The organism is Mycobacterium rhizamassiliense, assembly GCF_900157375.1.
Lineage (GTDB): Bacteria > Actinomycetota > Actinomycetes > Mycobacteriales > Mycobacteriaceae > Mycobacterium > Mycobacterium rhizamassiliense.
This window is the reverse complement of sequence record NZ_LT721901.1, coordinates 4,481,498-4,504,830: the sequence shown is the minus strand read 5'-3', so window position 1 is coordinate 4,504,830 and position 23,333 is coordinate 4,481,498. Positions and strand designations below refer to the sequence as shown.

The following is a 23,333-nucleotide window of genomic DNA, read 5'->3' as shown; positions in this document are numbered from 1 at the left end:
AGCTATTGGTGCAGCCGGCCCATGTGGCGATGCGTGTCGGTGGACCAGAGATATCCGCAATCCGAGCACTGCAGGTGCACCAACGTCCCCTTGTTGCTCAGCAGGTACTGCCAGTGCGTTTCGCAGTTTCGGGGAGCCCGGCAATCGCCACACTTGGCGGCGTGATCGCAGCACGGGCAAGGCAGCCATGCGCGGCGGCTGCGGTCCGCGGTCGGATCAATCGGCAGCACGAGCAATTGTCCGCTCGGGCAGGACGCCGGCGCGGACCAGTTCGTCGTAGACGCGTTGCTGCTCCGCGTCCAAATCCGAGTACAGCATGTCGTAGGCCTTCTCTTCCTCGGCGAGCACAGCGACAGGGTCCCAGTCGTCACCTAGCGTCTCGAGCACTGCGCTGCGTCTACGCGCTTCGTCGAGGGTCAGGTCATAGGCATAGTCGAAGTTGGCCATCGTGCTCCCAGCCGTTAGATAGACGAACGAAGGGCCAGGATGGCTCAATTCACGCTTGGCGGGCTATGACGTGCGTCACGGTTACCGGTTGAACTTCGTCACAGCGGAAGCGCCGTGCGGTGGGCCCTAGCCCGATGCGACCACCGATGCGGAGTTCCACGGCGCCGCGCGATCGGCCGAACCGGTCGACTCGGGAAGGTCCTCGATGACGTCCCATGTCGCCGACAGGCGTCCGACGCCTAACGCAATCGCGCAGTGTAGGCCGAGTTCGACGAGCTGGTCCTCGGTGAAGTGCTCGCGCAATCCGTCGTAGACAGCGTCATCGATGGCGAGATGGTTGGTAGCGAACAACTCGGCGAACCCCAGCGCGGCCTGCTCGGCGGCGGAAAGGTTGTCCGCGTCGGCGGGCCGTTCCAACGAGCAGACCGCGCCCTCGTCGAGCCCGTCGTCGATGGCGCTCTGGTAGCGCACCGCTATGCAGCTTCGGCACTGGTTGAAAAATGCGATCCGCAGGCGCACCAATTCGAGAAGCCGCGGCGATAACGTGCCGGCGCCGCGCAGTGCATCGGTCAAGGCGCCGAGCGCTTCGGCCACCGCGGGCAGCCGGCCCATGATGCCGGCCACGCCGAGATTGATCCGGTCTCCCTGGCCGAGATCCGCTGTCGGGATTTCAGCAAAAGCCGCCGAAGGCGCAATGCGTGTCAACTCAACCGTCTCCTCTGTATAGCCGCCCCGTTGCAGTATTGCCCCCTGGGAGCCGGGACGCCACTCCCCTCTGACCCGCCAGCTATATCAAACCGTCACAGTGACGTATCTAGCGCGTCGGGCGGGCTGGACCAAAGCACGGAACATGTTGTGCCCGAGGGATATCCGCCGCAATCCTGCGCTCGTTGCCTAGCAGTCGAACGCTGCCCCGTCGAAGCGTTCGCGGGTGGCGATCTCAGAGACCGCTCGCCGGCGCAGTTTCGTCACCTGATGCACCGGCTTGCCCAGCGGCACGACCGCGGCGACGGCGAAGGTATCCGGCACTCCCAGAAGGCTTTTCACCTGCTGCTCCCGGGCCACGGCCATCGTGGTCAACACGCCGCCGTAGCCTTCGTTGCGGGCGGCCAGCAGAATGTTCCACACGAACGGGTACACCGACGCGCCCGGCACCACGGCGATGCGGTCGAGATCCTGATCGGTCGCGGCCACGACGGCGAGGTCCAGGCAGATCACCAGCGCCACCTGTGCCTCACGGAGCGGAGCCGACATCGGCGCCGGCACCTCCGTCTGCTCGATCGTCGAGGCGGCTATCGCGGTGGGCTGCAACGGGTTCCACGGCGATTCGCCGTTCGCGAGCTGGGCCGTGTACCGGCGAGCCGCCGGAAGTCCCAGGTCGGCCAGCGCGGATCGGGTGTCCTGATCGCGAATCACGATGATGCGCACGCCCTGCCGGTTGCCGCCGGTCGGCGCGAACCGGGCGTTGTCGAGGATCCTGCCGAGGACCTCGTCGGGAAGTGGATCATCGGTGAACTCGCGGACCGCGGACGTGGATCGCATGACGTCGTACAACTCCATGACCACCATGGTGCCGCAAGCGGCGCCGCACGCACTCAGGCGGCGTCGTGGAAGATCATCCCCAGCGTGTAGCGCTGGCCGGAGCGGACCGCGGACACCCCGTGGCGTACCGGCGCGGCCGACCACCCCCTGGTCGACCGGATCGGGCGTTCCCTGGTGGTGAAGACGTAGCCGTGCCCCTGCGGAAGTGTGGTGGCCGTCCCGCGCGACTGCGCCCGGGCGCGTTGCTCGACGAGCAGGAATTCACCCCCGGTGTGGTCTACTCCGGGCTCGCTGAGGTTGACGACGACCTGCAGCGGAAAGACGAGATCCCCGTAGAGGTCTCGGTGCAAGGCATTCCAGTCGCCCGGCCCGTATTTGAGCATCAGCGCGGTGGGTTTGGTTTGCTCGGCACGGTGGCACATGTCCAGCCATTCGTCGAGCGTGTCCGGCCACGGGGCGTCGCGCCCCAGCCGGGCCCACCAGTCGCGAGCGATCGGCAATAGCCGCGGGTAGAGTGCCTGTTTCAGCTCTTCGATCGGGCGCGGGTACGGCGCTTTGAAGTACCGGTACTCTCCTTCGCCGTAGCGGTGGCGGCCCATGTCGACCACGGCACGAAACAATCGGTCGTCGGCGTAAAGCCCCACCAGCGAAGCACACTCGGCGGGCGTGAGCAGCCGTGGCAGCAGCGCGCCGCCGACCTCGTCCATGTCGGCGGCGACCGCTTCCCAGTCAGCGGCGCCGACGCGCTCGCACCAAGACATCAGAACAGCTTGCCAGCGACGGCCGGTGCCGGTTCTTCGAGCTCCAACAGAAACCGTTTGCGTTTCAGGCCGCCCGCGTAACCGGTGAGCGCCCCGTCCTTTCCGACGACCCGATGGCAGGGCACGACGATGCTGAGCGGGTTGCGCCCGACGGCTTGACCGACCTCGTAGGCCATGGTCCCATCGCCCAGTTCGGCCGCCAGTTCGCCGTAGGTCTTGGTCTGCCCGTACCCGATGCCGGCAAGCAGATCCCACACGCGCCGGTGCCGTGGGTCGCCCGTCAACGCCACCGGGACGTCGAACTGGTTCCGCTCCCCGGCGAGGTATTCGCGGAGCTGTTCGGCGGCGCGGCCCAGTAGTTCGTCCGCCCCCGGTTCCACGCGCGGGCCCAGGGCCTGGGCCGTGGGTGGATGCCAGTGGTGCCGGAAATACACACCGGTCAACGCGTTACCTCTGGCGGCCACCGTCAGCTCGCCCAATGGACTGTCGATCACCACATGCCGTGTTGTCATCCGTTCAACCTCCTCTCAAGGTAGACGACCGCCCGCCCGTAAACGTGAGGTGCGCGCGGGCAGAAATATGCTGAACGCGGAATTGCTTTCTCACGTTTCACGGTGTGCCGGCGTCTTCCTAGTGAAGTCGCTACTTTCCGCAGAGGACCACAACGGTGAAGACCACGCAGTACTTCCAGCCACCGTTCGAGGCAGTGGTCGCGCGGCACGGCGCCACGGTGCTGCGGGTGGCGCGAGCGGTGGTCGGCCCGACCGATGCCGATGACGCGTGGTCGGATACCTTTCTGGCCGCCATGCAGGCCTACCCGCAGCTGCCTGCCGACGCCAACGTCGAGGCATGGCTGGTGACGATCGCGCACCGCAAAGCCATCGACATCGCCCGCGCGAAGTCGCGGCGGGCCACGCCGATCGCTGACACCCCCGACTCCCCCGGCGGAGAAGGGGCCGACCACCGCGACCTCGACCTGGACGCCGCCGTGAGTGCACTGCCCCCCAAGCAGCGCCAGGCGGTGGCCTACCACTACCTGGCGGGCCTGCCCTATGCCGAGATCGCCACGATCCTCGACAGCAGCGTGGCGGCCGCGCGCCGCGCCGCCGCCGACGGCATCGCCACCCTGCGCCGAACCTATCCGCGCATCGACAACCCGAGGAGAAGCCAATGACCACCTTCGAGCTCACCGAGCACTTCCCCGTCGACCCAGATCACCTCCAGCGCCTGCACGCGCGGCTCGAGCGAGAGGCCAACACCGGCGATCTGCTCGACATCGCCTATCGGACCGTCGATTCCGCCGTCGGGCCGCTGCTGCTGGCGGCCACCACACGCGGACTGGTCCGGCTGGCCTTCGCCAGCGAAGGTCACGACGACGTCCTGCTCACCCTGTCCCAACGCCTCAGCCCGCGGGTGCTGGAAGCGCCCGCGCGCCTGGATTCCATCGCTCGGCAACTCGACGAATACTTCGCAGGGAGCCGGCATCGGTTCGATGTTGTGCTGGATTGGTCTCTCTCGCAGGGCTTTCGGCGCACGGTGCTGGAGCACCTCAACACCGACGTCAGCTACGGCCTTACGGCGAGCTATGCGGCCCTGGCCGAGCTGTCCGGATCTCCTAGGGCGGTCCGCGCCGTCGGCACTGCGTGTGCGACCAACCCGATCCCGATCGTCGTTCCGTGCCACCGGGTGATCCGCTCCGACGGGGCGATCGGCGCCTACCGCGGCGGCCCCGTCGCCAAACGCGTGTTGCTCGACCTCGAGCGGACGCAATGACGACACACCCGCCGGCACGCAATCGGGTCTCCCCGCTCGGCGAGATCATCGCCACCCCGGGCCGCGGCGCCTGGATGGGCAACCGCGGGCGATTGCATCAGGGCCGCGGCACCCGCGACATCGTGCGCAATCATCAGCACAAGGCCTGGATCACCTGCGCCCTGTCGTTTCGGGGCCGGCGGGTGGCGCAGTGGGAACCCAACCGCTACACGCCGTTGTTTTTCCTCGACGAGGCCGTCGCGCTGGCCGCCGGGCACCGGCCCTGCGCGGAGTGCCGGCACCGCGCCTATACGGAGTACCGAACGTTGTGGGCCGAAACTCATCGTGGGGCAATGCCTTACGCCAAGGAAATGGACGACCGGCTGCACCGCGAACGGACCTGCGCGTCCGGCCATCGCGCGCCGTGGAATGGCCTGCCCGACGGCGTCTTTGTCGGCACCGACGCCGGACCCGCCGTCGTGGTCGGCGATCGGCTAGCGGTATGGGACCGGTGCGACAACATGTATCGGGACAAACTGCCCCGACCCGGGGCGGGCACCGCCACAGTCCTCACTCCACCTTCGACCGCGGGAATACTGAGGGCCGGTTACCCTGCGCAGATTGACGATTCGGCCCGCTGAACGAAAGAGCAGTCATGGCGAACAGAGTTTCCGAAAATTCCTTTACTTCACGGCAGGCGCTGAATCCTGAGCTGCGTAACGTCGCCCGCTTTCTGCCCCGGGGTTACGCGCTGCATCGCGGCTACAAAGTGCAGCGGGCCCTGATGCGCCTCATGGGTTCCGCGGGCCGGCTGCGCCACGTACCGGTCGTCGCCGTCAACGAGCACGTCACGGTTCGGCTGCACCGCCCGGACGGCGTAGCGGGCCCGACGCCGGCGCTGCTGTGGATCCACGGTGGCGGCACGATCATGGGCACCGCGGTGCAGGACGACAAGTTCTGCCGCAAGCTGTCTCGCGTCACCGGCGTCGCGGTAGCGGCGGTCGAATACCGCGTCGCCCCCGAGCATCCGTATCCGACACCGCTCGAGGACTGCCATGCCGCGTTGCAATGGCTGGCGCGCCAATCCTGGGTGGACCCGGATCGACTGGCGGTCGGCGGAGCCAGTGCCGGCGGAAACTTCGCGGCGGCGTTGGCGCAGCGGGCACACGACCGCAGCGACGTCAAGCTCGCCTACCAGCTGCTGGTGTATCCCATGCTGGACGACCGCACCGGTGCCAACGGTGATGGCGCCAAGCGGATCATGTGGACCGAAGACGACAATCAGCGGGCGTGGAAGTGGTATCTCAACGGCGCGGACCCCACTGAGGCCGCGCCGGGGCGCCGGGAAGACCTGTCCGGGCTGCCCCCGGCGTGGATCGGCGTCGGCACCCTGGACCTGTTCTATCCGGAGTGCCAGGACTACGCGCGGCGCCTGCGCGAGGCCGGGGTGCCGGTGCACGAGGAGATAGTCCCCGGCGCGTTTCATGCGTTCGACCTGATCGCCGACAAGGCACCGATCTCGGTGAACTTCTTCGCCAGCCAGCGCGATCACCTCTGGAGCGCTCTGGCCACACCCACGAAATAACCGGCCATACGACTGCAAAGTCTGCAGAACGTGCAACTATGTTGGCTATGGCCGATCAGTTGGGGCTGCGCGAGCGCCGTCGCCGCCAGACCAGCGCAGACATCCGTGATGCCGCTGCGCACCTCGCGCTGGAGCGCGGCTTCGACAAGGTGACCATCGACGAGATCTGCGCCGAGGCCGGCATTTCGACGCGCACGTTCTTCAACTACTTCCCGAACAAAGAGTCCGCGATCGCTTACGGCCCCTCCGACATCCCGCCCGAGCTGGTCGCGGATTACGTCGCCGCCGGGCCCGCCCCGTACTCGGTCGTGCTGGCAGAACTGATCACCCTGGCGGCGCACCACCTCCGCGACGTACCTCCGCCACGCAAGCAGGCCGCCCACATGCTGGAACTCGCCAAAACCTCGCCCGCCGTGCTCGCGGCCTTCCTCGCCGACCTGGAGCGGTTCCAGCACCAGCTAATCGATATCATCGTCCGCCGCCAGGGCATGCAACCCGACGACGAAATGGCCGCCTTGATCTCGGCGCTGGCGCTGACGGCCGTGCGCTCGGGCATCGAAAAGTGGGCAAGCGGCGAGCCATGCGATCCCGACGACACGCCGATGCCGTATGTCGAGCGCGCCGCCACCCTCGTGAACAGCATCTTTACGAAGTGATCTGAAACACCGCCGGCCTATGTTGCATACAGTGCAAGATATGCACATCATGTACTATGCGCTGCTGGGGGTACATGACAACCGGCACCGGCCGCAGGTGCGCACGGGCAGCTGCATCTGCGCCTGACGGTCCAGCGCGCAAACCACAGCAATCGACGGGTTTTGACGCCGGGTTGGTCGACGCGCGCGCGACCCCGACTGCGGGCGGCGCGGGCGCGGGGCACATCCCGGTCACCGTGACGAGAAGGGAATCGGGTAGTTGCAGTTGCAGAAGCTGATGCGCAACGCATGGTTGCCGCTGTTGATCGTGGCGGTCGTGATGGTCGGCGGCTTTGCGGTGGTCCGGGTCAAGTCGTTCTTCGGCGCCAACGACACCGGCGTGTTGACCAGTCCTCGGCTCGACGATTCCAAGCCGTTCAAGCCCAAGGTCGTCAAGTACGAGGTCTTCGGCTCGGCTAGCCACGCCAACGTGAACTACTTGGATCTATCCGCCGACCCGAAGCGGGTCGACGGCGCGCCGCTGCCCTGGACGCTGGTGCTCAGCACGACCGCACCTTCGGTCTTCCCCAATCTCTCGGCGCAAAGCGACGGCGACTCCCTCGGGTGCCGCATCACCATCGATGACGAAGTCAAGGACGAGAAAGTATCCACCGGCGTGCACGCCCTGACCTTCTGCTTGGTGAAATCCGCATGAGCACATCGATCGACGACGCCAAGACCGACACCATTCCCGTCGCCAAATCCGAAGAGCCGGCCGCGATTCCGCGCTTCATCCGGAAGTACGCCGTACTGGTCATCCTGGGCTGGGTCGCGATCATCGCGGTGCTCAGCATGGCCGCCCCCGACCTGGACACGGTCGGGAAGATGCGCTCGGTATCGATGGCCCCCGACGATGCGCAATCGGTCGTTGCGACCAAGCGCATGGGTGCGGTGTTCAACGAGTACAAGTCCAACAGCTCGATCATGATCGTCCTGGAGGGCCAGCAGCCGCTGGGCGCCGATTCGCACGCCTATTACGACAAGATCGTCGCGAAGCTCGACACCGACACCAAACACGTTGAGCACGTTCAGGATATGTGGAGCGATCCGCTGACCGGGGCCGGCGCGCAGAGCAACGACGGCAAGGCCGCCTATGTGCAGGTCTACCTGGCCGGTAACCAGGGCGAGTCCCTGGCGAACGAGTCGGTCGAGTCCGTCCAGAACATCGTCAAAAGCGTGCCCGCGCCCAGCGGGGTGAAGGCCTACGTCACCGGACCCGCGGCCCTGTCAGCGGATCAGCACATGGCCGGTGACCGCAGCGTGCAGGTCATCACGATGTGCACGTTCACCGTGATCATCGCGATGATGCTGTTGGTCTACCGGTCGATCGTCACGGTGTTGCTCACGATGGTGATGGTGGTTTTCGAGCTGTCGGCCGCGCGCGGGATGGTGGCGTTCCTGGGCTACCACAACATCATTGGGCTCTCGACGTTCGCGACCAACCTGATCGTCACGTTGGGGATCGCGGCCGCCACCGACTATGCGATCTTTTTGATCGGCCGATATCAGGAAGCCCGGGGCAAGGGCCACTCCCGTGAAGGCGCCTATTACGACATGTTCCACGGCACCGCACACGTGGTGCTGGGCTCAGGGTTGACCATCGCGGGCGCGACGCTCTGCCTGCACTTCACCAACCTGCCCTATTTTCAAACGCTGGGTATCCCGCTGGCCGTCGGCATGGTGGTCGTCGTGTTGGCGGCGTTGACGCTGGGTCCGGCGGTCATCTCACTGGCCACGCGTTTCGGCAAGACGCTCGAACCGAAACGAACCCAGCGTATTCGCATGTGGCGCAAGGTCGGAGCCGTCATCGTGCGCTGGCCCGGGCCGATCCTGGTCATGACGATCGGGATAGCACTCGTCGGGTTGCTGACGCTGCCCGGATACCGCACCAACTACAACGACCGCAACTATCTGCCCGCCGATCTACCCGCCAACGAGGGGTACGCGGCCGCCGATCGGCATTTTTCGCATGCGCGGATGAATCCCGAAGTGCTGATGATCGACAGCGATCACGATCTTCGTAACTCGGCGGACTTCCTGGTCATCGACAAGATCGCGAAGACGATCTTCCGGGTGCCGGGAATCGGCCGCGTGCAGGCCATCACCCGGCCCGAGGGCACCCCGATTGAGCACACCTCGATCCCGTTCCAGATCAGCATGCAGGGCGTCAGCCAGCAGATGAACCAGAAGTACCAAGAAGACCAGATGGCCGACATGCTCAAGCAGGCCGACATGATGCAGACCACCATCGACAGCATGCAGAAGATGTCCGACATCACCGCGCAGATGGCCAACGACATGCATCAGATGGTCGGCAAGATGCACGCCATGACCCTCGATGTTGCTGAATTACGTGACCACATGGCCGATTTCGAGGACTTCTTCCGGCCGCTCCGTAGCTACTTCTATTGGGAAAAGCACTGCTTCGACATCCCGGTGTGCTTCTCGCTGCGATCGGTCTTCGATCTCTTCGACGGCGTGGACACGATGACCGATGACATCCAGAGCCTGCTGCCGATCATGGATCATCTCGACACCGTGATGCCGCAGATGGTGGCGCTGATGCCCGCCATGCTCGAAAACATGAAGGCCATGAAAACCACGATGCTGACCATGTATTCGACCCAAAAGGGTCTGCAGGATCAGCAGAGCGAGGCGCAGAAGAACTCCAACGCCATGGGCAAGGCGTTCGATGCGTCCAAGAACGACGACTCGTTCTACCTGCCGCCGGAGACCTTCAACAACAAAGAGTTCAAGAAGGGCATGAAGAACTTCATCTCTCCCGACGGCCATGCGGTCCGCTTCATCATCAGCCACGACGGCGATCCGATGTCGCAGGAAGGCATTTCGCACATCGCCGCCATCAAGAAGGCCGCCTACGAGTCGATCAAGGGCACGCCGCTGGAGGGTTCGAAGATCTACCTCGCGGGCACCGCGGCAATCTTCAAGGACCTCAGTGACGGCAACACCTACGACCTGCTGATCGCCGGAATCGCTTCGCTGTGCCTGATTTTCATCATCATGCTGATCATCACCCGGGGTGTGGTGGCGTCCGCGGTCATCGTGGGCACCGTGTTGCTGTCGTTGGGAGCGTCCTTCGGGCTTTCAGTGCTGATCTGGCAACACATCATCGGCATCGAACTGCACTGGATGGTGCTCGCGATGTCGGTCATCATCCTGCTCGCCGTCGGTGCCGACTACAACCTGCTGCTGGTGGCACGCTTCAAGGAGGAGATCCACGCCGGCTTGAACACCGGCATCATCCGATCGATGGGCGGCACCGGGTCGGTGGTCACCTCGGCCGGACTGGTCTTCGCCTTCACGATGATGACGATGGCCGTCAGTGAGCTGACCGTCATCGGTCAGGTGGGTACCACCATCGGCCTCGGTCTGCTCTTCGACACCCTGATCGTCCGGTCGTTGATGACGCCGTCCATCGCCGCGCTGCTGGGCAAGTGGTTCTGGTGGCCGCAGCGGGTCCGGCAACGCCCGGCCCCCGCGCCCTGGCCGAAGCCGGCCGAGAAGGCCGAATCGGTAACCGCCGCTACGTAACCCACTCCGGTTGCTCGCCGGTCTCGACGTTGTCGAAGTCCTTGTGCGCGAGGCCTGCGGTGGTGCCGCCGTCGACCACGAACTCCGAGCCGGTCGAGTAGCTGGACTCGTCGCTGGCCAGGTAGATCACCAGGTTGGAGACCTCCACCGGCTGAGCGGCCCGACCCAGCGCGGTGTGGAAGAGATCGTCGGGAACCCAGTCGGTCATCGGGGTCTTGATGAGTCCGGGATGAATTGAGTTCACCCGGATTCCGCTGGGTCCCAGTTCCAGGGCCGCCGACTTCGTCAGCCCGCGAACGCCGAATTTCGTTGCGACATAGCCGTGGCAGGCGATGGTGCCCGCGATCCCCTCGATCGAGGAGATGTTGATGATCGATCCGCGCCCGGCTTCCTTCATGGGTTTCGCCACCGCACGGATGCCGAGGAACACTCCGGTCAGGTTGATGTCGAGGATGCGCTGCCACTCCGAGAGCGCGTAGTCGTCGAAGGAGCCGACGTTGATGATGCCCGCGTTGTTCACCAGCACGTCGATGCGGCCGAACTCGTTGAGCGCGGTGGCGACCGCCGCGTCCCAATCCTCGGGCTTCGTCACGTCGAGGTGCAGATAGCGGACCGCGTCGCCGACCTCGGCGGCCACCGCCTTGCCCTCATCGTCGAGGATGTCGCCGAACACGACCTTGGCGCCCTCGGCCACCATCGTCCGCACGTGCGAGGCGCCCATCCCCCGCGCGCCGCCGCTGATGAGCGCGACCTTGCCCGCTAACCGTTCTGCCACTGCATCTCTCCTGTCGTGTCGGTGCGAGTCGAGTATGCGTCCGGCCCACCGCGTGGGCATCCCGCCCTCCCGGCAGCCGGGACACAGCCGTCACCATACATACCGGCAAGAGTGTATGACCAGGGTTTTAGCCGACGACCTCGAAGATCGCCGCGGCGGAGGTGACGGCCTTGTCCGCGTTTCCCTCGTCGTGCAGCAGCATGCGCACGCCGATGCGCCCCGGCCCGCCTCCCGAACCGGCAATGTGTGCGGTGCCCTCCACCCGGAAGGGGCCGACCTTGCCGCGCGACAAGAACATCACGTGCCAGCTGACGACCTGTACCTTCCTGGTCCTCGCAGCCTCGGCGGCCAGGTCGGTGGCGGCGACTTCGAGCACTACATGCTGGGGCCCGATGTGCAGCGCGGCATCGGGTGAGGCGAGTTCGACGCTGAGCGGCGGCAGCACCCAATGGCCGTCGTCGCGCTTGTCGGCGCCGAAGGCCTGCCACAGCGGCGGCAAGTCCGGCGAATCCTCGACCACCAGCTCGGTGCCCGAAACATCCATCCTGTCAAGGCCTTCCGGCGGTATGCCGATGATCGCGCCCTGGCCCTCGTTGAAGGCGATGACCCGGTCCGGGTTGTCGGCGTCGACGATCTTGCACCGCCCGTAACCCATGGTGCGGCCCTGGTGCACGATGCCGGAGTCGACGATCTCGACGCGGGCGACGTCGTAGCCGGGGTCGATGATCTGCACCGACGCAATGACCGGGTTGGGCACTGCGACCATGTCGGTCTGGCAGCCCTCCGGCGATGAAATCGCCAGCGGCGCAACCATGATGCCGCCGGCTTCGTTGCGCATGTCCCGGCGGATCGTGACGGTGTTGTCGATCTCGCCGATGTCCATCGACGAGTGCTTGCGGCCGATGTAGCGATAGCTCAACAGCCCGGTCCAGCGCTTGTACAGCTCGTCGCGATACGCGTCGGTGTCGTCCATCAGCTCGCGGATGTCGCGCAATTGGTCGCCCATTTCGGCCGCCTTTCTTCCCGACGTCAGGCCTTGCTATGCCGCACCTGGTTGAAGGGAACCCCGCGGTCGGCGGCGTACTCCCGGGGAAAATTCAAGACCCGCTCGCCAATCACGTTGCGCGCCATCTCGGTCGTGCCGCCGCCGATGCTGGCGATCTGACGGCCCAACCACCGCGTGCCGATGTCGAGTTGCGCCGCTGCGTCCTCGATCACGGCGGCCGGGCCCGCGACCGCCAGGGCGGTGTCGGTCTCCACATCGTGTGTGGTGGCCATCATCAGCCTCATGATCGATCCGGCCGTCGGGGGCAGCGATCCGCCGGCCACCGCGTGGAAGACGTGCTCGCTGAGTTGCCCCGCGACCGCGCGATGCACCGAGGCCCGGCCGACCATCTCCCGGACGCGTTCGCTGTCGCCCTGGTTCGTCAGCTCGACCAACGACAGCAGGTCGATCGAAACATCTTGGGCGTCAGAGATTCCGGGTCCGCTGGTGTATTCCGAGCCGTCGCCCATCGAGCGGCGTTCGTGGTACAGCTGGCGCGACGCGACTTCCCAGCCCTGGCCCGGTTCTCCGACGACGGCGTCGTCACCGACTTCGACGTCGTCGAAGAATTCCTCGCAGAACTCGACCGAGCCGTTGATCTGGGTGATGCGGTTGATCGTGATCCCGGGCTGCCGCAACGGCAGCAGGAACATCGTCAACCCTTCGTGCTTGGGCACGTCCCAGTTGGTCCGGGCCAGGCATAAGCCATAGTCGGCGGCGAAGGCCCAGGTACTCCACGTCTTGGCGCCGTTGATGATCCAGCGGCCGTCCCGGCGGTCGGCGCGGGTGATGACGCCCGCGAGGTCCGAACCCCCGTTGGGTTCGGAAAGCAGCTGCACGAGCACCTCGTCGCCGCGCAGCGCCGCGCCGATATGGGCTCGCTTCTGTTCCTCGCTGCCCATGTCCAAAATCGTTGCGCAGCAAATGGCGAACGACGGCACGTTGAGCAACAGTGGAATCTCGTAGCCCACCGACTCGGCGTCGAAGGCCTTCTTGTACGCATAGCCCAGCCCGAGGCCGCCGTACTCGCGCGGGAAGCAGATGCCCGCGAATCCCCCGTCGTACAAAGTCCTTTGCAGTTCGCGCGCCCGCACCCAGGAAGGTTCCGCGTCACGCTCGAGCAGCGCCGCCTCCTCGGGAGACTGCCGCGGCATGTTCTCGGCGAGCCATGCCCGCGCGCGGCTCCGAAATTCCGCCACGGTCTCCGTGGTCTCGGCAGTCATCGCCGCGGGCCTCCTGCATTGAGGTTGTGCTGGGCGACTGTACAGCACCGCCAAATCACTGTACAGACCAGCGCCATTGGCTGGTCAGCCGATGGTCAGGGCGATCTTGCCGACGTGTTCGTTGGCCCGCATGACCTCCACTGCCTCGTCGACCTTGTCCCAACCGAAGACGTGGCTGATGTGCGGCTTGATGTTCGCCTGCGATATCAACGCGCACATGTCGCGGTGGGCGCGCACGCTGCCGACGGTGATCCCGATGATCCGCAGATTGTTGAGCATCACCTCGGCGATCGACAGGGGCGCCGGGTCGAATCCGCTGAGCACGCCGATCACCGCGATGGTGCCGCCCGCCCGTACGGACTGAACCGATTGCGCCAGCGTGGCGGGCCCGCCGAGCTCGACGATAAGGTCGGCGCCGCGGCCTTCGGTGAGGCGCTTCACCTCGGCCTCCCACTGCGGAGTGGTCCGGTAGTTGATGAGATGCGTTGCGCCCAGCCCGGAACCGATTTTCAGCTTGTCGTCGGATGATGACGTGAGGATCACCGTGGCGCCCAGCGCCCGCGCCAGCTGCACAGTGAACAGGGACACGCCGCCGGTCCCCTGGCTGACGACGACATCGCCTTCGCCGATGTTGGCCTCCTGCAACGCACTCCATGCCGTCACGGCCGCGCAGGGCAGCGTTGCGGCCTCGATGTCGCTGAGGTGGTCGGGGGTCGGCACCAGGCCGGCCGCGTCCGCGACGCGGTACTGCTGCAGCCAGCCGTCCTCACTGTCACCCGGCAACTCGCGCTTGGCTTCGGGGGTCGGCGGGCCGTCGAGCCAGCCGGGATGAAACGCGCCCATCACGCGCTGACCGACGCGCAGCGCATCCACATCCGGACCGATCGCCACCACCTCGCCGGCGCCGTCGCTCATCGGCACCCGCGGCCAGGGCCCGGGAAGCAGACCCATCAGGTTGACGTTGTCGTGAAAGTTGAGACTGGACGCGTTGACCTTGACCAGTACCTGCCCGGCACCGGGTGGGTCGACGGACCTGTCCAGCATTTCCAGGGGTGCGCCCGGGCCGCTCATCACGATGGCTTGCTGACGGTCCGGAATACTCACGTGCAACAGTCTGCCGCACGGGGGTCGCACCCAGAACGAATGTCCCGCGCACCCACCTGAAAGCGATAAAGGATCCGATGACCGAAACACACCCGTTCGATGGCGCGATTCAACTCGACACCATCGACGGCAACACCAGGCGTGGCAAGACCCACCCCGAGTGGGCCAACATGGTTGGCCCGTTCGGCGGAATCACGTCGGCTGCCCTGATCCACGCCATCGAAACCCACCCTGAGTGCCTCGGTGAGCCGCTGGCGTTGACGATCAACTTCGCCGCCCCCATTGCCGACGGTGACTACGACATCTCGCTTCGGGCCGCCCGCACCAACCGGACCAATCAGCACTGGGTGGCCGAACTCAGTCAGGACGGAGACGTCAAGACGACGGCGACCGCACTCTTCGGGGTTCGCCGCGACACCTGGGGGGACACCGAGGCGCAGCCGCCCAGCGTGCCGCAACCGGAGCAGCTCACCATGGGCGGTCCAGAGGCCGTCGTCGTGTGGGCGCGCCTCTATGACATGCGTTTCGCGGAAGGAGCCATACCCGGCGAGGACGCGCAGCCCAGCCCGTCGTCGACGAGCACGCTCTGGGTGCGCGATCGCGCTCAACGCCGTGTCGACTATCCGGCGCTCGCCGCGTTGTGCGACGTCTTCTTCCCGCGCGCGTTCCTGCGCCGCGGCGCAGTCCTGGCCGCGGGGACCATCTCGATGACGACGTATTTCCACGCCGATCAGCCGCAGCTTGACGCGCTCGGCGGCGACTACGTCTTGGCCACCGCGCACGCCAACCGCTTCTCGAACGGCTACTTCGACCAGAGCGCGCAAGTCTGGAGCCGCGGCGGGGCGCTGCTGGCCACCACGCATCAGATCGTGTACTTCAAGGGCTGACTACGCTGGGGTGTCCCCCAGACCAGAATCGAGCTGCCATGACCGATCGCGCGGACGAAGTGATCGCTGACGACGCCGCCGCCACGCTGCTGGCGATCGAGGCCATCAAGCAGCTCAAAGCCCGCTACTGCCGGTACCTGGACACCAAGGACTGGGCCGCGTGGCGGGCGATCTTCACCGACGATTTCGTCAGCGACACCTCGGGAGCCGGCGGCAGGTTGATCGTCGGCGCCGACGACTTCGTGGCGTTCACCCGTAAGAGCATCGGACGGCCGGCACAGTCCACCGCGCATCAGGTGCATGCGCCCGAGATCGAACTCACCTCCGCGTCGACGGCGCGCGGCGTGTGGGCCCTGCAGGATGTGGTGCGGTTCGGGCCCGGGCTGTCCCTGGTTGGCTACGGCCACTACCACGAGACCTACGAAAACGTCGCCGGGCAATGGCTTATCAAGAGTTCCGAGCTCACTCGGCTGCGCGAGGACATCGTCACGCCGTTCTTCTCACTGTTCATCTCCCACCGGATCCGCAACGCCGGGGCGAAACTCGCCAACCGGCTGATGGGCCAGTAAGGAATCCCATGACTGTCGACACCATCCTGGTCACCGGCGCGTTCGGACAGGTCGGCAAGCGATGCGCGCAGATCCTGCTCGATCGTGGCCGAACCGTCATCGCCACCGATCTGCGCAACGACAAAACCGTTGCGGTGCAAGAAGAATTGGCCGCCGGCGCACCGCCAGACGCGCTGATCCCCGCGTACGTGGACTTGACGGACGCCGAGGCGGTGCGTGAGCTGATCGCGACGCATCAGCCAGGGGCGATCGTCCATCTTGCGGCGGTGGTCTCCCCGGTGTCGTACCGGAATCCCAAGTTGGCCAGACGCGTCAATGTCGGCGGCACCGAAAACCTTTTGGCCGCAGCCAAAACGCTGCCACGCCCACCGTTGTTCCTGTTTGCCTCCAGCGCCGCGGTCTACGGCTCGCGCAACCCGCACCGGCATCCCGAGCTGATCACCCCCGAGACCCCGGTGAACCCGATCGACCAGTACGGACAGGACAAGGTGCTGGCCGAGGCGGCGATCCGGGCCAGTGGTCTCCCCCACGCGATGTACCGACTGGCCGGCGTCATCTCGCCGGACACCCAATCGGGCGGGGTCGACGGCGACAACCTGGTGATCATGCGATCCATACCGGTCGACAATCGGCTACACACCGTGGACGCGCGAGATGCGGCGCTGGCATTCGCCAACGGCGTCGATCGCGAGGCCACTGTTTCCGGCAAGGCGCTGCTGATCGGCGGAAGCGAAACGTGCGTCATGCTGGAACACGAACTCGAAGGCTCCCTGATGACCGCCCTCGGCCTGGGGCGCCTCGGTCCGTCGGTGGGCTTGCCGGGTGACCCTGACGACGACCGCGGCTGGAGCTTCACCGGCTGGTACGACACCACCGAAGCCCAAGCGCTGCTGGACTTTCAGGAACACGACTGGCAGCAGACCATGGACTGGGTCGCGGAATCCGCGGGCATTACCCGCCATGTGCTGCGCCTGCTCGGCCCGATCCTGCGGCCGGTGCTGCGCGTCGTGATCAGGCTACAGAACCGCTCCGAGGGACGCGGCCCCTACGCCGAGCCGTGGACAATGATCGAAAACAAATACGGCCCGGGGGCATTGGCGCACGCCGACCAGTAGACGGCCTAGCCTCGGCAGGCGAACCAGAGCGCGGCCTTGCGGATCGAATCCTCGACCGGCTCGGGCCGCCAACCCAATTCGCGTTCGGCCTTGCCATGGTCGAGCGGCGACATCAGTTCGGCCATCCGTATTCCGGCGTAGGCGAACAGCAAATCCCGGCGTAGCAGTCGCGCCATGACGTCGTTGGCGCGGGCCCCGGCACGCAGCGCAGCCATCGGGATGCCGATCCGCGGAGGCTTTCTGCCCACCGCCGTCGCGGCGATCTCGTGCAACTCGCGGACGCTCATGTACCTGTCGGAGACGATGTAACGCTCGCCGCGGCGCCCGTGTTCGGCGGCCAGAAGCATTGCCCTGGCGGCGTCTTCGATACCGACCACCTCCGACGAGTAACCGAAGTAGAAGGGAAACTTCCCGTTGGCGACCAGGGAAAGCATCGAGCCGTGCGGGGTGGGCGCCCAATCGCGGGGGCCATACGTGGTGGAGACGCACATCGCGACGGCGGGCAGGCCCTTGTCGCGCGCGTACGACAGCACCAGGTTTTCGGCCGCAACGCGCGCTTCGATGTATGCGCCGCCCTGATCCCAGTTGTGCGGATCGTCTTCGGTGACCACCCGGCTGTCACTGATCGCCAACGCGCCGGCGGTGCTGGTGAACACGAACTTGTCGAGATCGGCGGCCACGGCCGCGTCCAGCACGTGGCGCAGGCCGTCGACGTTCGTCCGGAACAGCGGCGCCGGGTCGCGCAGCCACATCCGGGCATCGACAACGCAGTAGTAGACGACGTCGCAGCCGGCCATCGCCGATCGGAGGGCAGCGTCGTCGAAGACGTCGCCGTAGCAGCGCTCGACGTCGAGATCGTCAATGCCCTGGGTGGAACTGGTGCGGCGCAACATGACTCGTACGTCGGCGCCGGAGGCGGCAAGCTGCCGCGTCACATGCGACCCCAGGAAACCGCTGGCGCCGATCACCAACTTCTTCGCGCGGCTGATGACACTCTCCCGTCGTTGCCCCGCTTGGACAATAGCGGGGCGCTAGTGGGCGTTTGCCTGCAGCTGCTGAATGCGTTCCTCGCGGGGCAGCACGGGACCGTCGTCGAGGGCTTCGTCGATGCCCAGCTCGGACAGGCCGACCTGGGTCAGCATCGAGGTACCGTACGCGGCGAGCATCAGCTTCTGATCGTCGCTGTGACCGCCATCGACGAGCATCGCGCCGATCAGGCAGATGACCGCCATCTTGTAGGCGTTGAACGCCCGGTACCACGACCGGTTCTGCAACGTGATCCCACTGGCCCTCTGGTAGTGCTCCAGCAGTGCCTCGATGTCGAGCGCATCCGGGTGGCTGGTGATGCCGACCGGCTGCATCCACAGCAATTCCAGCCATCCGATGTCGGTGAGCGGGTCGCCGACGGTCGTCATCTCCCAGTCGAAGACGGCACTGACCTCGCCGTCGGTGAAGGCGAAGTTGCCCGGTTTCGCGTCCCCGTGGACCAGGGTGACCTTCGGGCAGGCGCTGGGCGCGCTCTCGCGCAATGCCGCCAGGAGTCGCTCCAGCGCGGGCAGCGAGTCCCGCTTGACGCGGTCCATTTCGGCTGCCCAGTGGTCGAGTTCGCGTTCCAGGTGATTGCTGCCGTCATCGAGTGCGGCCAGTCCGGTCTGGGTGAGATCGACGGAGTGAATCGCCGCGAGCTGTTCGGCCAGGCTCCGGCACATCTGGGCCACGGTCTCGCCGGCCACCTCCGGTGCTTGCATCTCGTAAACGTCGCCGCCAACTCGCTCCATCACTAGGAACGGCCGGCCGAGAACGTCACCGGTGCCCTCGAGCCACAGCGCGGGCGGGACACGAACTGCGCTGTCCTGCAACGCGCGCAGGATGGTGAATTGTCGCGTCAGGTCGTAGGGCTCAAGCAGCGCAGGCGGTTTGGGGCGCAGCCGCAGCACCATGTCCCGGCGGGTGTCGCCAGCCACGACGGTCAACACCATCATCTCCGCGGAGTGCCCGAAGTTCACCCAGTCGAGGCCCTCGACACGGACGGCGTCGGCGTCGGGCAGCTGCGCGCGCAGCCAGGCGGTCAGGCGCTGAGCGAGGTTGGTGTCCTGGGTCATTGACGAACCCCTTCGTCCGGCAGCCGTTCGACCGGCGTTTTGTCCTGGGTGAAAGCGGACATGTCCATCGCCGTCCAGTTCGGGTAGCGGCGGTAACCCTGGCCGCCCATCAGCAGTTCGAAGATGCCCCACCCGCTGTTGCCGTCCAGCTCGAAGCGCATCAGCTGGTCGAGCGCCATCGAGTTTCCCTCGGTCTCGGCGAGTTGTGCGGAATCGTTGCTGTCCCACTGGAAGTGGATGAAGTAACCACCGGCGCCCAGGTCGTTGTACTGGCAGTGCGCCATCGGCAGCCCGTAGTAGGCGTTGACGTGTTGTTCGGGGGTGTCGGCGGTGACGCGGTAGCTCTTGCCGTCCTCGTCGGTGAAAACGAGCACCGCGCGGGCGGGCCGCTTGTTCTCACCGTCGAATTCGACGTCGTGCTCGATCCTGACGAACCGCTTGGACAACGTGCCGTCGGCGTGGGTGATGCCACCGTCGACGTAACGAACCGTCCCATCAGATGATTCGATGATCCACGCCTCGATGGCGTGGTCCTCGAAGCCGGCGTCCAGCCACAGCCAGAAGTCGATCTTGTCCGATACCCGCACCCCGAAGGTGCGGTCGCGGCCGCCGTGGAAGCCGTCGACACTGATCCGCTCACCGTCGATCTGCACCCAACCGGTCCACCGCCCGGGCTCTTTCATGTGGTACATGTCGGCCAGCACCCGGCCGTCGTCGTCACGAACCTTCATGGGCAGCAGTTCCCACATCGGCGCCGTCGGCTCGTAGTACAGCTCCCAGGCAATGCCGGAATCGTTGGGCTCCACGTCGAGACGCCACTTCTTCAACGGCTCGACGCACGTCCACCGCATGGGCCCGGCGCTCAAATCGTCCCGCCCGGTACCGCCGATTGGGCGGCCGGCCAGCAGATCCCAGTGCCGCCCGTCGGCGAGGGTGACCTTGACGTACCCCAATCCGGTGCCGGTATTGGGGTTGTTGCCGTAACCGCTCGCCAACAGCAACGTGCCGTCCGGGGACGCGGCGAAGAAGTAGCAACGGTCCGACCAGGTGGGGTCGGGCTCGTGGACCTGGTCGAAAGTTGTCGGCAGCTGGTGGGTGAACGACTCATCGGCGGCGCTGTAGACCATGAATGCCTTTCTGCCGGATGGCGAAATCCATTGTCAGATAACGCTTTCAGCGATCACGCTGACGCTAGCGATAATTTCTGCCCAACCTCGTCCATCAGATACCCAAGGGCGCAACACATCCCCTAATATCGCTGCATGGAGCCGAACCGGTGGTGGGGTGACGATCGCGCGATCCTCGATGACGACGAGGCGCGCAAGCGTCTGCTGGCTGCCGCCGGCCGCTGCATCGTGCGGCGCGGAAACGCCCAGATCCGGATGGCCGAAGTGGCCGACGAGGCGGGCGTGTCCCGCTCAACTGTGTATCGCTACTTCCCCAACCGCGACGAGGTGCTGCTGGGGTTGGTGCTGGCCCGCGTCGACGCTGCGCTCGGCGCCGTGGTCCGCTCGCTGCCCCACCCGGACGATCCCGTCCGTTCGCTGCCCCAGATGGTGTTGGAGCGAGTGGAATCGGTGGCGGGCAATCCGCTGAACGAGGCGATGTTCTCCACCGAGAGCACCGCGGTGCCCACAGCCCTGCAGGTCGGTTCGGAACCGCTGATCGAGGTGCAGCTGCGCCATTACGGTCCATTGCTGCAGCGCTGGCAGAAGGCCGGCTCGCTGTACGCCGACCTCGATCCGCGCTCCATCGTCCAGTGGCTGAGCACGACGACGCTGTTCCTGCTGGCGCCGTCGTGGCGGCATCGCCCCGCGGCCGACAAACGCGAATTCGTCGAGCAGTTCCTGGTCCGGGCCCTGGTACCACAGATCAGACATTAGTCTCACTTTGTCTGACGTCCAGACATTAAGCTATTTTTGTTCTGGCAACTCTCTTCGCGCTCGTTGGCGCGGGTCGTGACCCGCGTTACCTGCGTAAACAGGATGGACAGCAGTGATGACACTCCCCGTTGGGCAGGCCGTGTCCGTCGTCGGGCTGGCGGGCCACCTCGGTAATGGCGTCCGGCGGGTGACCACCGACGCCCTCCTGGGAAGCCGGGCGGGACTGCCCCGCTCCGTCGGGGACATCGACGCCTCGGTCCTCTCCAAGGTCATGGGACGCGAAGTTCGATCGGTCCGGGTGCTGTCGAGCGATGCGGGAACGTCGTCGCGAGCGCGGTTGGTGTTGACGGGCAACCGGGTCCCCGAGTCGGTCTTCGTCAAGGTGGGCGCGAGGACCGCGGCCACCCGGTTGATGGGTGAACTCGGCCGGCTGGGCGAGACCGAGGTGCGCTTCTACAGCCAGCTCGCCCCGGAACTCCCCGGCGTCCCGGAGGCGTACGGGACCGCATTCAACGCGTGGACGGGGCGCTACCTGCTGGTCCTGGAAGATCTTCCCGAGTCGTGCGTCTTCCCCGACACCTTGCACCCGCTTTCCGTCGACCAGGCCAGCCTGATTGTCGAGTTGTTGGCCAATCTGCACGGCACCTTCTGGGATCGAGTCCGCCAGAACGGGCGCGGGCCGTTGGCATGGCTCTACACGCCGTCGGGCGACGTCACTTCCCTGTTGACCGGGTCGCTGATGAAGACCTCGATGAAACGACTGGCCGAGCGGACCGCCATTCCGGTCGACAACGGCCGCTTCATTGCGGACAACTACCGAGCGGTCGCCGCGGTGATCGACGCTGCCCCCAACACCGTCATGCACGGCGACGCGCACCCCGGCAACGTGTACTTCCGCGACGGCGAGGCGGGACTGCTGGATTGGCAGGCGGTGCGGCGCGGGCACCCGTCCAGGGAACTCGCCTACACCCTGGTCACCAGCCTGACACCGGAGGACCGCCAGTCGGCGCAGCGCGAACTGCTGGACGTCTACCGGCGCGCCCTGGTCGCCGCCGGCGGGCCCGAGCTGGACCGCGAGGACCTGTGGCTGCGCTACCGGCAGGGCGCGCTGTATGCCTATGTGGCCCCGCTGATCACCGCTGGGATGGGCGGGATGCAGGTTGAAGGCATCGCCATGGAGGGCCTACGCCGCGGCGTCGCCGCGCTGGACGACCTGGAAACCGTTGCCGCGCTGCAGGATGCGTTGTCGGCGGGTTAGCGGTCGATCCACGCCATCTGGGCTTCGGCGTGATGGCCCCCGACGGCCGGAGTGAGCCCGTCGAGTCGGGCAAGTTGTTCCGGGCTGAGTTCGACCGCGTCGGCCCCGACGTTTTCCTCGAGGCGCGCAACACGTTTGGTCCCCGGGATGGGAACGATGTCGGGCCCCTTGGCCAGCAGCCAGGCCAACGCGACCTGCGCGGGCGTGGCACCGACTTCATCACTGATCGCGCGTAGCTCGTCCGCGCTGCGGAGATTGTGCTCGAAGTTCCCGTCGAAGAAGCGCGGGTTGGATTTGCGGTAGTCGGTGTCGGGAAGCTCCGCGTTGGAGCGGATGCTGCCGGTGAGGAAGCCGCGGCCCAGCGGCGAGTAGGGGACGAACCCGATGCCCAATTCCCTTAGCACCGGCAGGATTTCGGCCTCCTGGTCGCGTGTCCACAGCGAATACTCGGATTGGACGGCCGCGATCGGGTGCACCGCGTGTGCGCGGCGGATGGTGTCGACACCGACTTCGGACAGCCCGATGTGCCGGATCTTGCCGGCGGCGATCAGCTCGGCCAGCGCACCGACGGTGTCCTCGATCGGAGTGCCGCGATCGAGGCGGTGCTGGTAGTACAGGTCGATGTGGTCGGTCTCCAGCCTTTTCAGTGAACCGTCGACGGCGGTGCGGATGCTGGCCGGGCTGCTGTCCAGCCCGTCGCGGCCGGTGTGCGAGATCAGGCCGAACTTGGTGGCCAACACCACCTGATCGCGCCGGCCCTCCAGGGCGCGGGCGAGCAGTTCCTCGTTGACGAAAGGCCCGTACACCTCGGCGGTGTCGATCAGCGTGACGCCGAGATCGATCGCGCGATGGACGGTGCGGATGGACTCGGCGTCGTCAAAGCCGCCGATGGAATACGCGGCCGACATGCCCATCGCACCGAGTCCGAGGCGCCCGACTTGCAGGTCACCGAGTTGAGCCTGTTTCATGGCGCGTCTCCTGTTGTATCGAGCCTTTCGGCAACGCCCGGGTACCGTGGCGCTGTGTATCCAGAGCTTC

General features: G+C 66.0%; 25 protein-coding genes. 12 read left to right on the top strand and 13 right to left on the bottom strand.

Features of this window, described 5'->3' with window-relative positions; genetic code table 11:
- Window positions 1-216 precede the first annotated feature (216 nt).
- From MRAB57_RS21705 to MRAB57_RS21685, 5 genes are all read right to left on the bottom strand, one after another.
- Entirely contained in the window at window positions 217-447 is a 231-nt protein-coding gene (locus MRAB57_RS21705) for a DUF6400 family protein (protein WP_077089174.1), read from the bottom strand.
- Window positions 448-573: 126 nt separating this feature from the next.
- On the bottom strand, window positions 574-1,152 hold the full coding sequence (locus MRAB57_RS21700) for a carboxymuconolactone decarboxylase family protein (RefSeq protein WP_077089173.1): 579 nt from the start codon (window positions 1,150-1,152) through the stop codon (window positions 574-576).
- A gap of 189 nt (window positions 1,153-1,341) precedes the next feature.
- Window positions 1,342-2,007, bottom strand: a complete 666-nt coding sequence (locus MRAB57_RS21695) for a nitroreductase family protein (protein ID WP_077090756.1) — start codon at window positions 2,005-2,007, stop codon at window positions 1,342-1,344.
- A 35-nt stretch (window positions 2,008-2,042) separates the two neighbouring features.
- Window positions 2,043-2,750, bottom strand: coding sequence for a 2OG-Fe(II) oxygenase (locus MRAB57_RS21690; protein WP_077089172.1), 708 nt, complete (start codon window positions 2,748-2,750; stop codon window positions 2,043-2,045).
- Window positions 2,750-3,262 (bottom strand): methylated-DNA--[protein]-cysteine S-methyltransferase, encoded by a 513-nt coding sequence (locus MRAB57_RS21685; RefSeq protein WP_077089171.1) that lies wholly within the window; start codon window positions 3,260-3,262, stop codon window positions 2,750-2,752. The genes MRAB57_RS21690 and MRAB57_RS21685 overlap by 1 nt, the downstream gene beginning before the upstream one ends.
- A gap of 155 nt (window positions 3,263-3,417) precedes the next feature.
- On the opposite strand from MRAB57_RS21685, the gene MRAB57_RS21680 reads away from it, so the two are divergent.
- From MRAB57_RS21680 to MRAB57_RS21650, 7 genes are all read left to right on the top strand, one after another.
- The gene (locus MRAB57_RS21680) at window positions 3,418-3,924 is read left to right on the top strand and encodes an RNA polymerase sigma factor (protein WP_077089170.1); all 507 of its coding nucleotides are present in this window, start codon (window positions 3,418-3,420) and stop codon (window positions 3,922-3,924) included.
- Window positions 3,921-4,523 (top strand): methylated-DNA--[protein]-cysteine S-methyltransferase, encoded by a 603-nt coding sequence (locus tag MRAB57_RS21675; protein WP_077089169.1) that lies wholly within the window; start codon window positions 3,921-3,923, stop codon window positions 4,521-4,523. Before MRAB57_RS21680 ends, MRAB57_RS21675 begins: the two co-directional genes overlap by 4 nt.
- Window positions 4,520-5,143 (top strand): hypothetical protein, encoded by a 624-nt coding sequence (locus MRAB57_RS21670; protein WP_077089168.1) that lies wholly within the window; start codon window positions 4,520-4,522, stop codon window positions 5,141-5,143. Before MRAB57_RS21675 ends, MRAB57_RS21670 begins: the two co-directional genes overlap by 4 nt.
- Before the next feature lie 14 nt (window positions 5,144-5,157).
- Window positions 5,158-6,087: an alpha/beta hydrolase gene (locus MRAB57_RS21665; RefSeq protein WP_077089167.1), complete on the top strand. Its 930-nt coding sequence runs from the start codon at window positions 5,158-5,160 to the stop codon at window positions 6,085-6,087.
- A gap of 47 nt (window positions 6,088-6,134) precedes the next feature.
- Window positions 6,135-6,743, top strand: a complete 609-nt coding sequence (locus MRAB57_RS21660; protein ID WP_077089166.1) for a TetR/AcrR family transcriptional regulator — start codon at window positions 6,135-6,137, stop codon at window positions 6,741-6,743.
- 277 nt (window positions 6,744-7,020) lie between these two features.
- Window positions 7,021-7,437, top strand: a complete 417-nt coding sequence (locus MRAB57_RS21655) for an MmpS family transport accessory protein (RefSeq protein ID WP_077090755.1) — start codon at window positions 7,021-7,023, stop codon at window positions 7,435-7,437.
- Window positions 7,434-10,334, top strand: a complete 2,901-nt coding sequence (locus tag MRAB57_RS21650) for an MMPL/RND family transporter (RefSeq protein WP_077089165.1) — start codon at window positions 7,434-7,436, stop codon at window positions 10,332-10,334. The genes MRAB57_RS21655 and MRAB57_RS21650 overlap by 4 nt, the downstream gene beginning before the upstream one ends.
- Here the strand turns inward: MRAB57_RS21650 and MRAB57_RS21645 are convergent.
- From MRAB57_RS21645 to MRAB57_RS21630, 4 genes are all read right to left on the bottom strand, one after another.
- The gene (locus MRAB57_RS21645) at window positions 10,327-11,109 is read right to left on the bottom strand and encodes an SDR family oxidoreductase (protein ID WP_077089164.1); all 783 of its coding nucleotides are present in this window, start codon (window positions 11,107-11,109) and stop codon (window positions 10,327-10,329) included. The two genes, MRAB57_RS21650 and MRAB57_RS21645, sit on opposite strands and share 8 nt — an antisense overlap.
- 127 nt (window positions 11,110-11,236) lie before the next feature.
- Window positions 11,237-12,115, bottom strand: a complete 879-nt coding sequence (locus tag MRAB57_RS21640) for a hypothetical protein (RefSeq protein ID WP_077089163.1) — start codon at window positions 12,113-12,115, stop codon at window positions 11,237-11,239.
- 23 nt (window positions 12,116-12,138) lie between these two features.
- Window positions 12,139-13,377: an acyl-CoA dehydrogenase family protein gene (locus tag MRAB57_RS21635; protein ID WP_077089162.1), complete on the bottom strand. Its 1,239-nt coding sequence runs from the start codon at window positions 13,375-13,377 to the stop codon at window positions 12,139-12,141.
- Between the two features lie 84 nt (window positions 13,378-13,461).
- Entirely contained in the window at window positions 13,462-14,481 is a 1,020-nt protein-coding gene (locus MRAB57_RS21630; protein WP_083743491.1) for a zinc-dependent alcohol dehydrogenase family protein, read from the bottom strand.
- Window positions 14,482-14,558: 77 nt separating this feature from the next.
- Here MRAB57_RS21630 and MRAB57_RS21625 point away from each other — a divergent pair, with 77 nt between their 5' ends.
- The 3 genes from MRAB57_RS21625 to MRAB57_RS21615 are packed head-to-tail and all read left to right on the top strand — an operon-like array spanning window position 14,559 to window position 17,052.
- Window positions 14,559-15,368: an acyl-CoA thioesterase gene (locus MRAB57_RS21625; protein WP_077089161.1), complete on the top strand. Its 810-nt coding sequence runs from the start codon at window positions 14,559-14,561 to the stop codon at window positions 15,366-15,368.
- Window positions 15,369-15,406: 38 nt separating this feature from the next.
- Window positions 15,407-15,937, top strand: coding sequence for a nuclear transport factor 2 family protein (locus MRAB57_RS21620; RefSeq protein ID WP_077089160.1), 531 nt, complete (start codon window positions 15,407-15,409; stop codon window positions 15,935-15,937).
- Between the two features lie 8 nt (window positions 15,938-15,945).
- Complete coding sequence (locus tag MRAB57_RS21615) at window positions 15,946-17,052, top strand: NAD-dependent epimerase/dehydratase family protein (protein WP_077089159.1); 1,107 nt, start codon at window positions 15,946-15,948, stop codon at window positions 17,050-17,052.
- 5 nt (window positions 17,053-17,057) lie between these two features.
- Here MRAB57_RS21615 and MRAB57_RS21610 read toward each other — a convergent pair whose 3' ends face one another.
- Genes MRAB57_RS21610 through MRAB57_RS21600 form a run of 3 tightly spaced genes read right to left on the bottom strand, consistent with a single transcriptional unit; the run spans window position 17,058 to window position 20,281 of the window.
- Entirely contained in the window at window positions 17,058-18,041 is a 984-nt protein-coding gene (locus MRAB57_RS21610; protein ID WP_077089158.1) for an NAD-dependent epimerase/dehydratase family protein, read from the bottom strand.
- A 42-nt stretch (window positions 18,042-18,083) separates the two neighbouring features.
- Entirely contained in the window at window positions 18,084-19,154 is a 1,071-nt protein-coding gene (locus MRAB57_RS21605) for a phosphotransferase family protein (RefSeq protein ID WP_077089157.1), read from the bottom strand.
- The gene (locus tag MRAB57_RS21600; RefSeq protein WP_077089156.1) at window positions 19,151-20,281 is read right to left on the bottom strand and encodes an Rv3169 family protein; all 1,131 of its coding nucleotides are present in this window, start codon (window positions 20,279-20,281) and stop codon (window positions 19,151-19,153) included. The genes MRAB57_RS21605 and MRAB57_RS21600 overlap by 4 nt, the downstream gene beginning before the upstream one ends.
- Window positions 20,282-20,416: 135 nt before the next feature.
- Between MRAB57_RS21600 and MRAB57_RS21595 the strand changes: the two genes are divergently transcribed.
- Together MRAB57_RS21595 and MRAB57_RS21590 are read left to right on the top strand one after the other, a co-directional pair.
- Window positions 20,417-21,037 (top strand): TetR/AcrR family transcriptional regulator, encoded by a 621-nt coding sequence (locus MRAB57_RS21595; RefSeq protein WP_077089155.1) that lies wholly within the window; start codon window positions 20,417-20,419, stop codon window positions 21,035-21,037.
- A 115-nt stretch (window positions 21,038-21,152) separates the two neighbouring features.
- A complete protein-coding gene (locus tag MRAB57_RS21590; RefSeq protein WP_077090753.1) occupies window positions 21,153-22,295 on the top strand; it encodes a phosphotransferase in 1,143 nt (380 codons plus the stop codon).
- Here the strand turns inward: MRAB57_RS21590 and MRAB57_RS21585 are convergent.
- A complete protein-coding gene (locus tag MRAB57_RS21585) occupies window positions 22,292-23,263 on the bottom strand; it encodes an aldo/keto reductase (RefSeq protein WP_077089154.1) in 972 nt (323 codons plus the stop codon). The genes MRAB57_RS21590 and MRAB57_RS21585 overlap by 4 nt on opposite strands.
- Window positions 23,264-23,333: the final 70 nt, after the last annotated feature.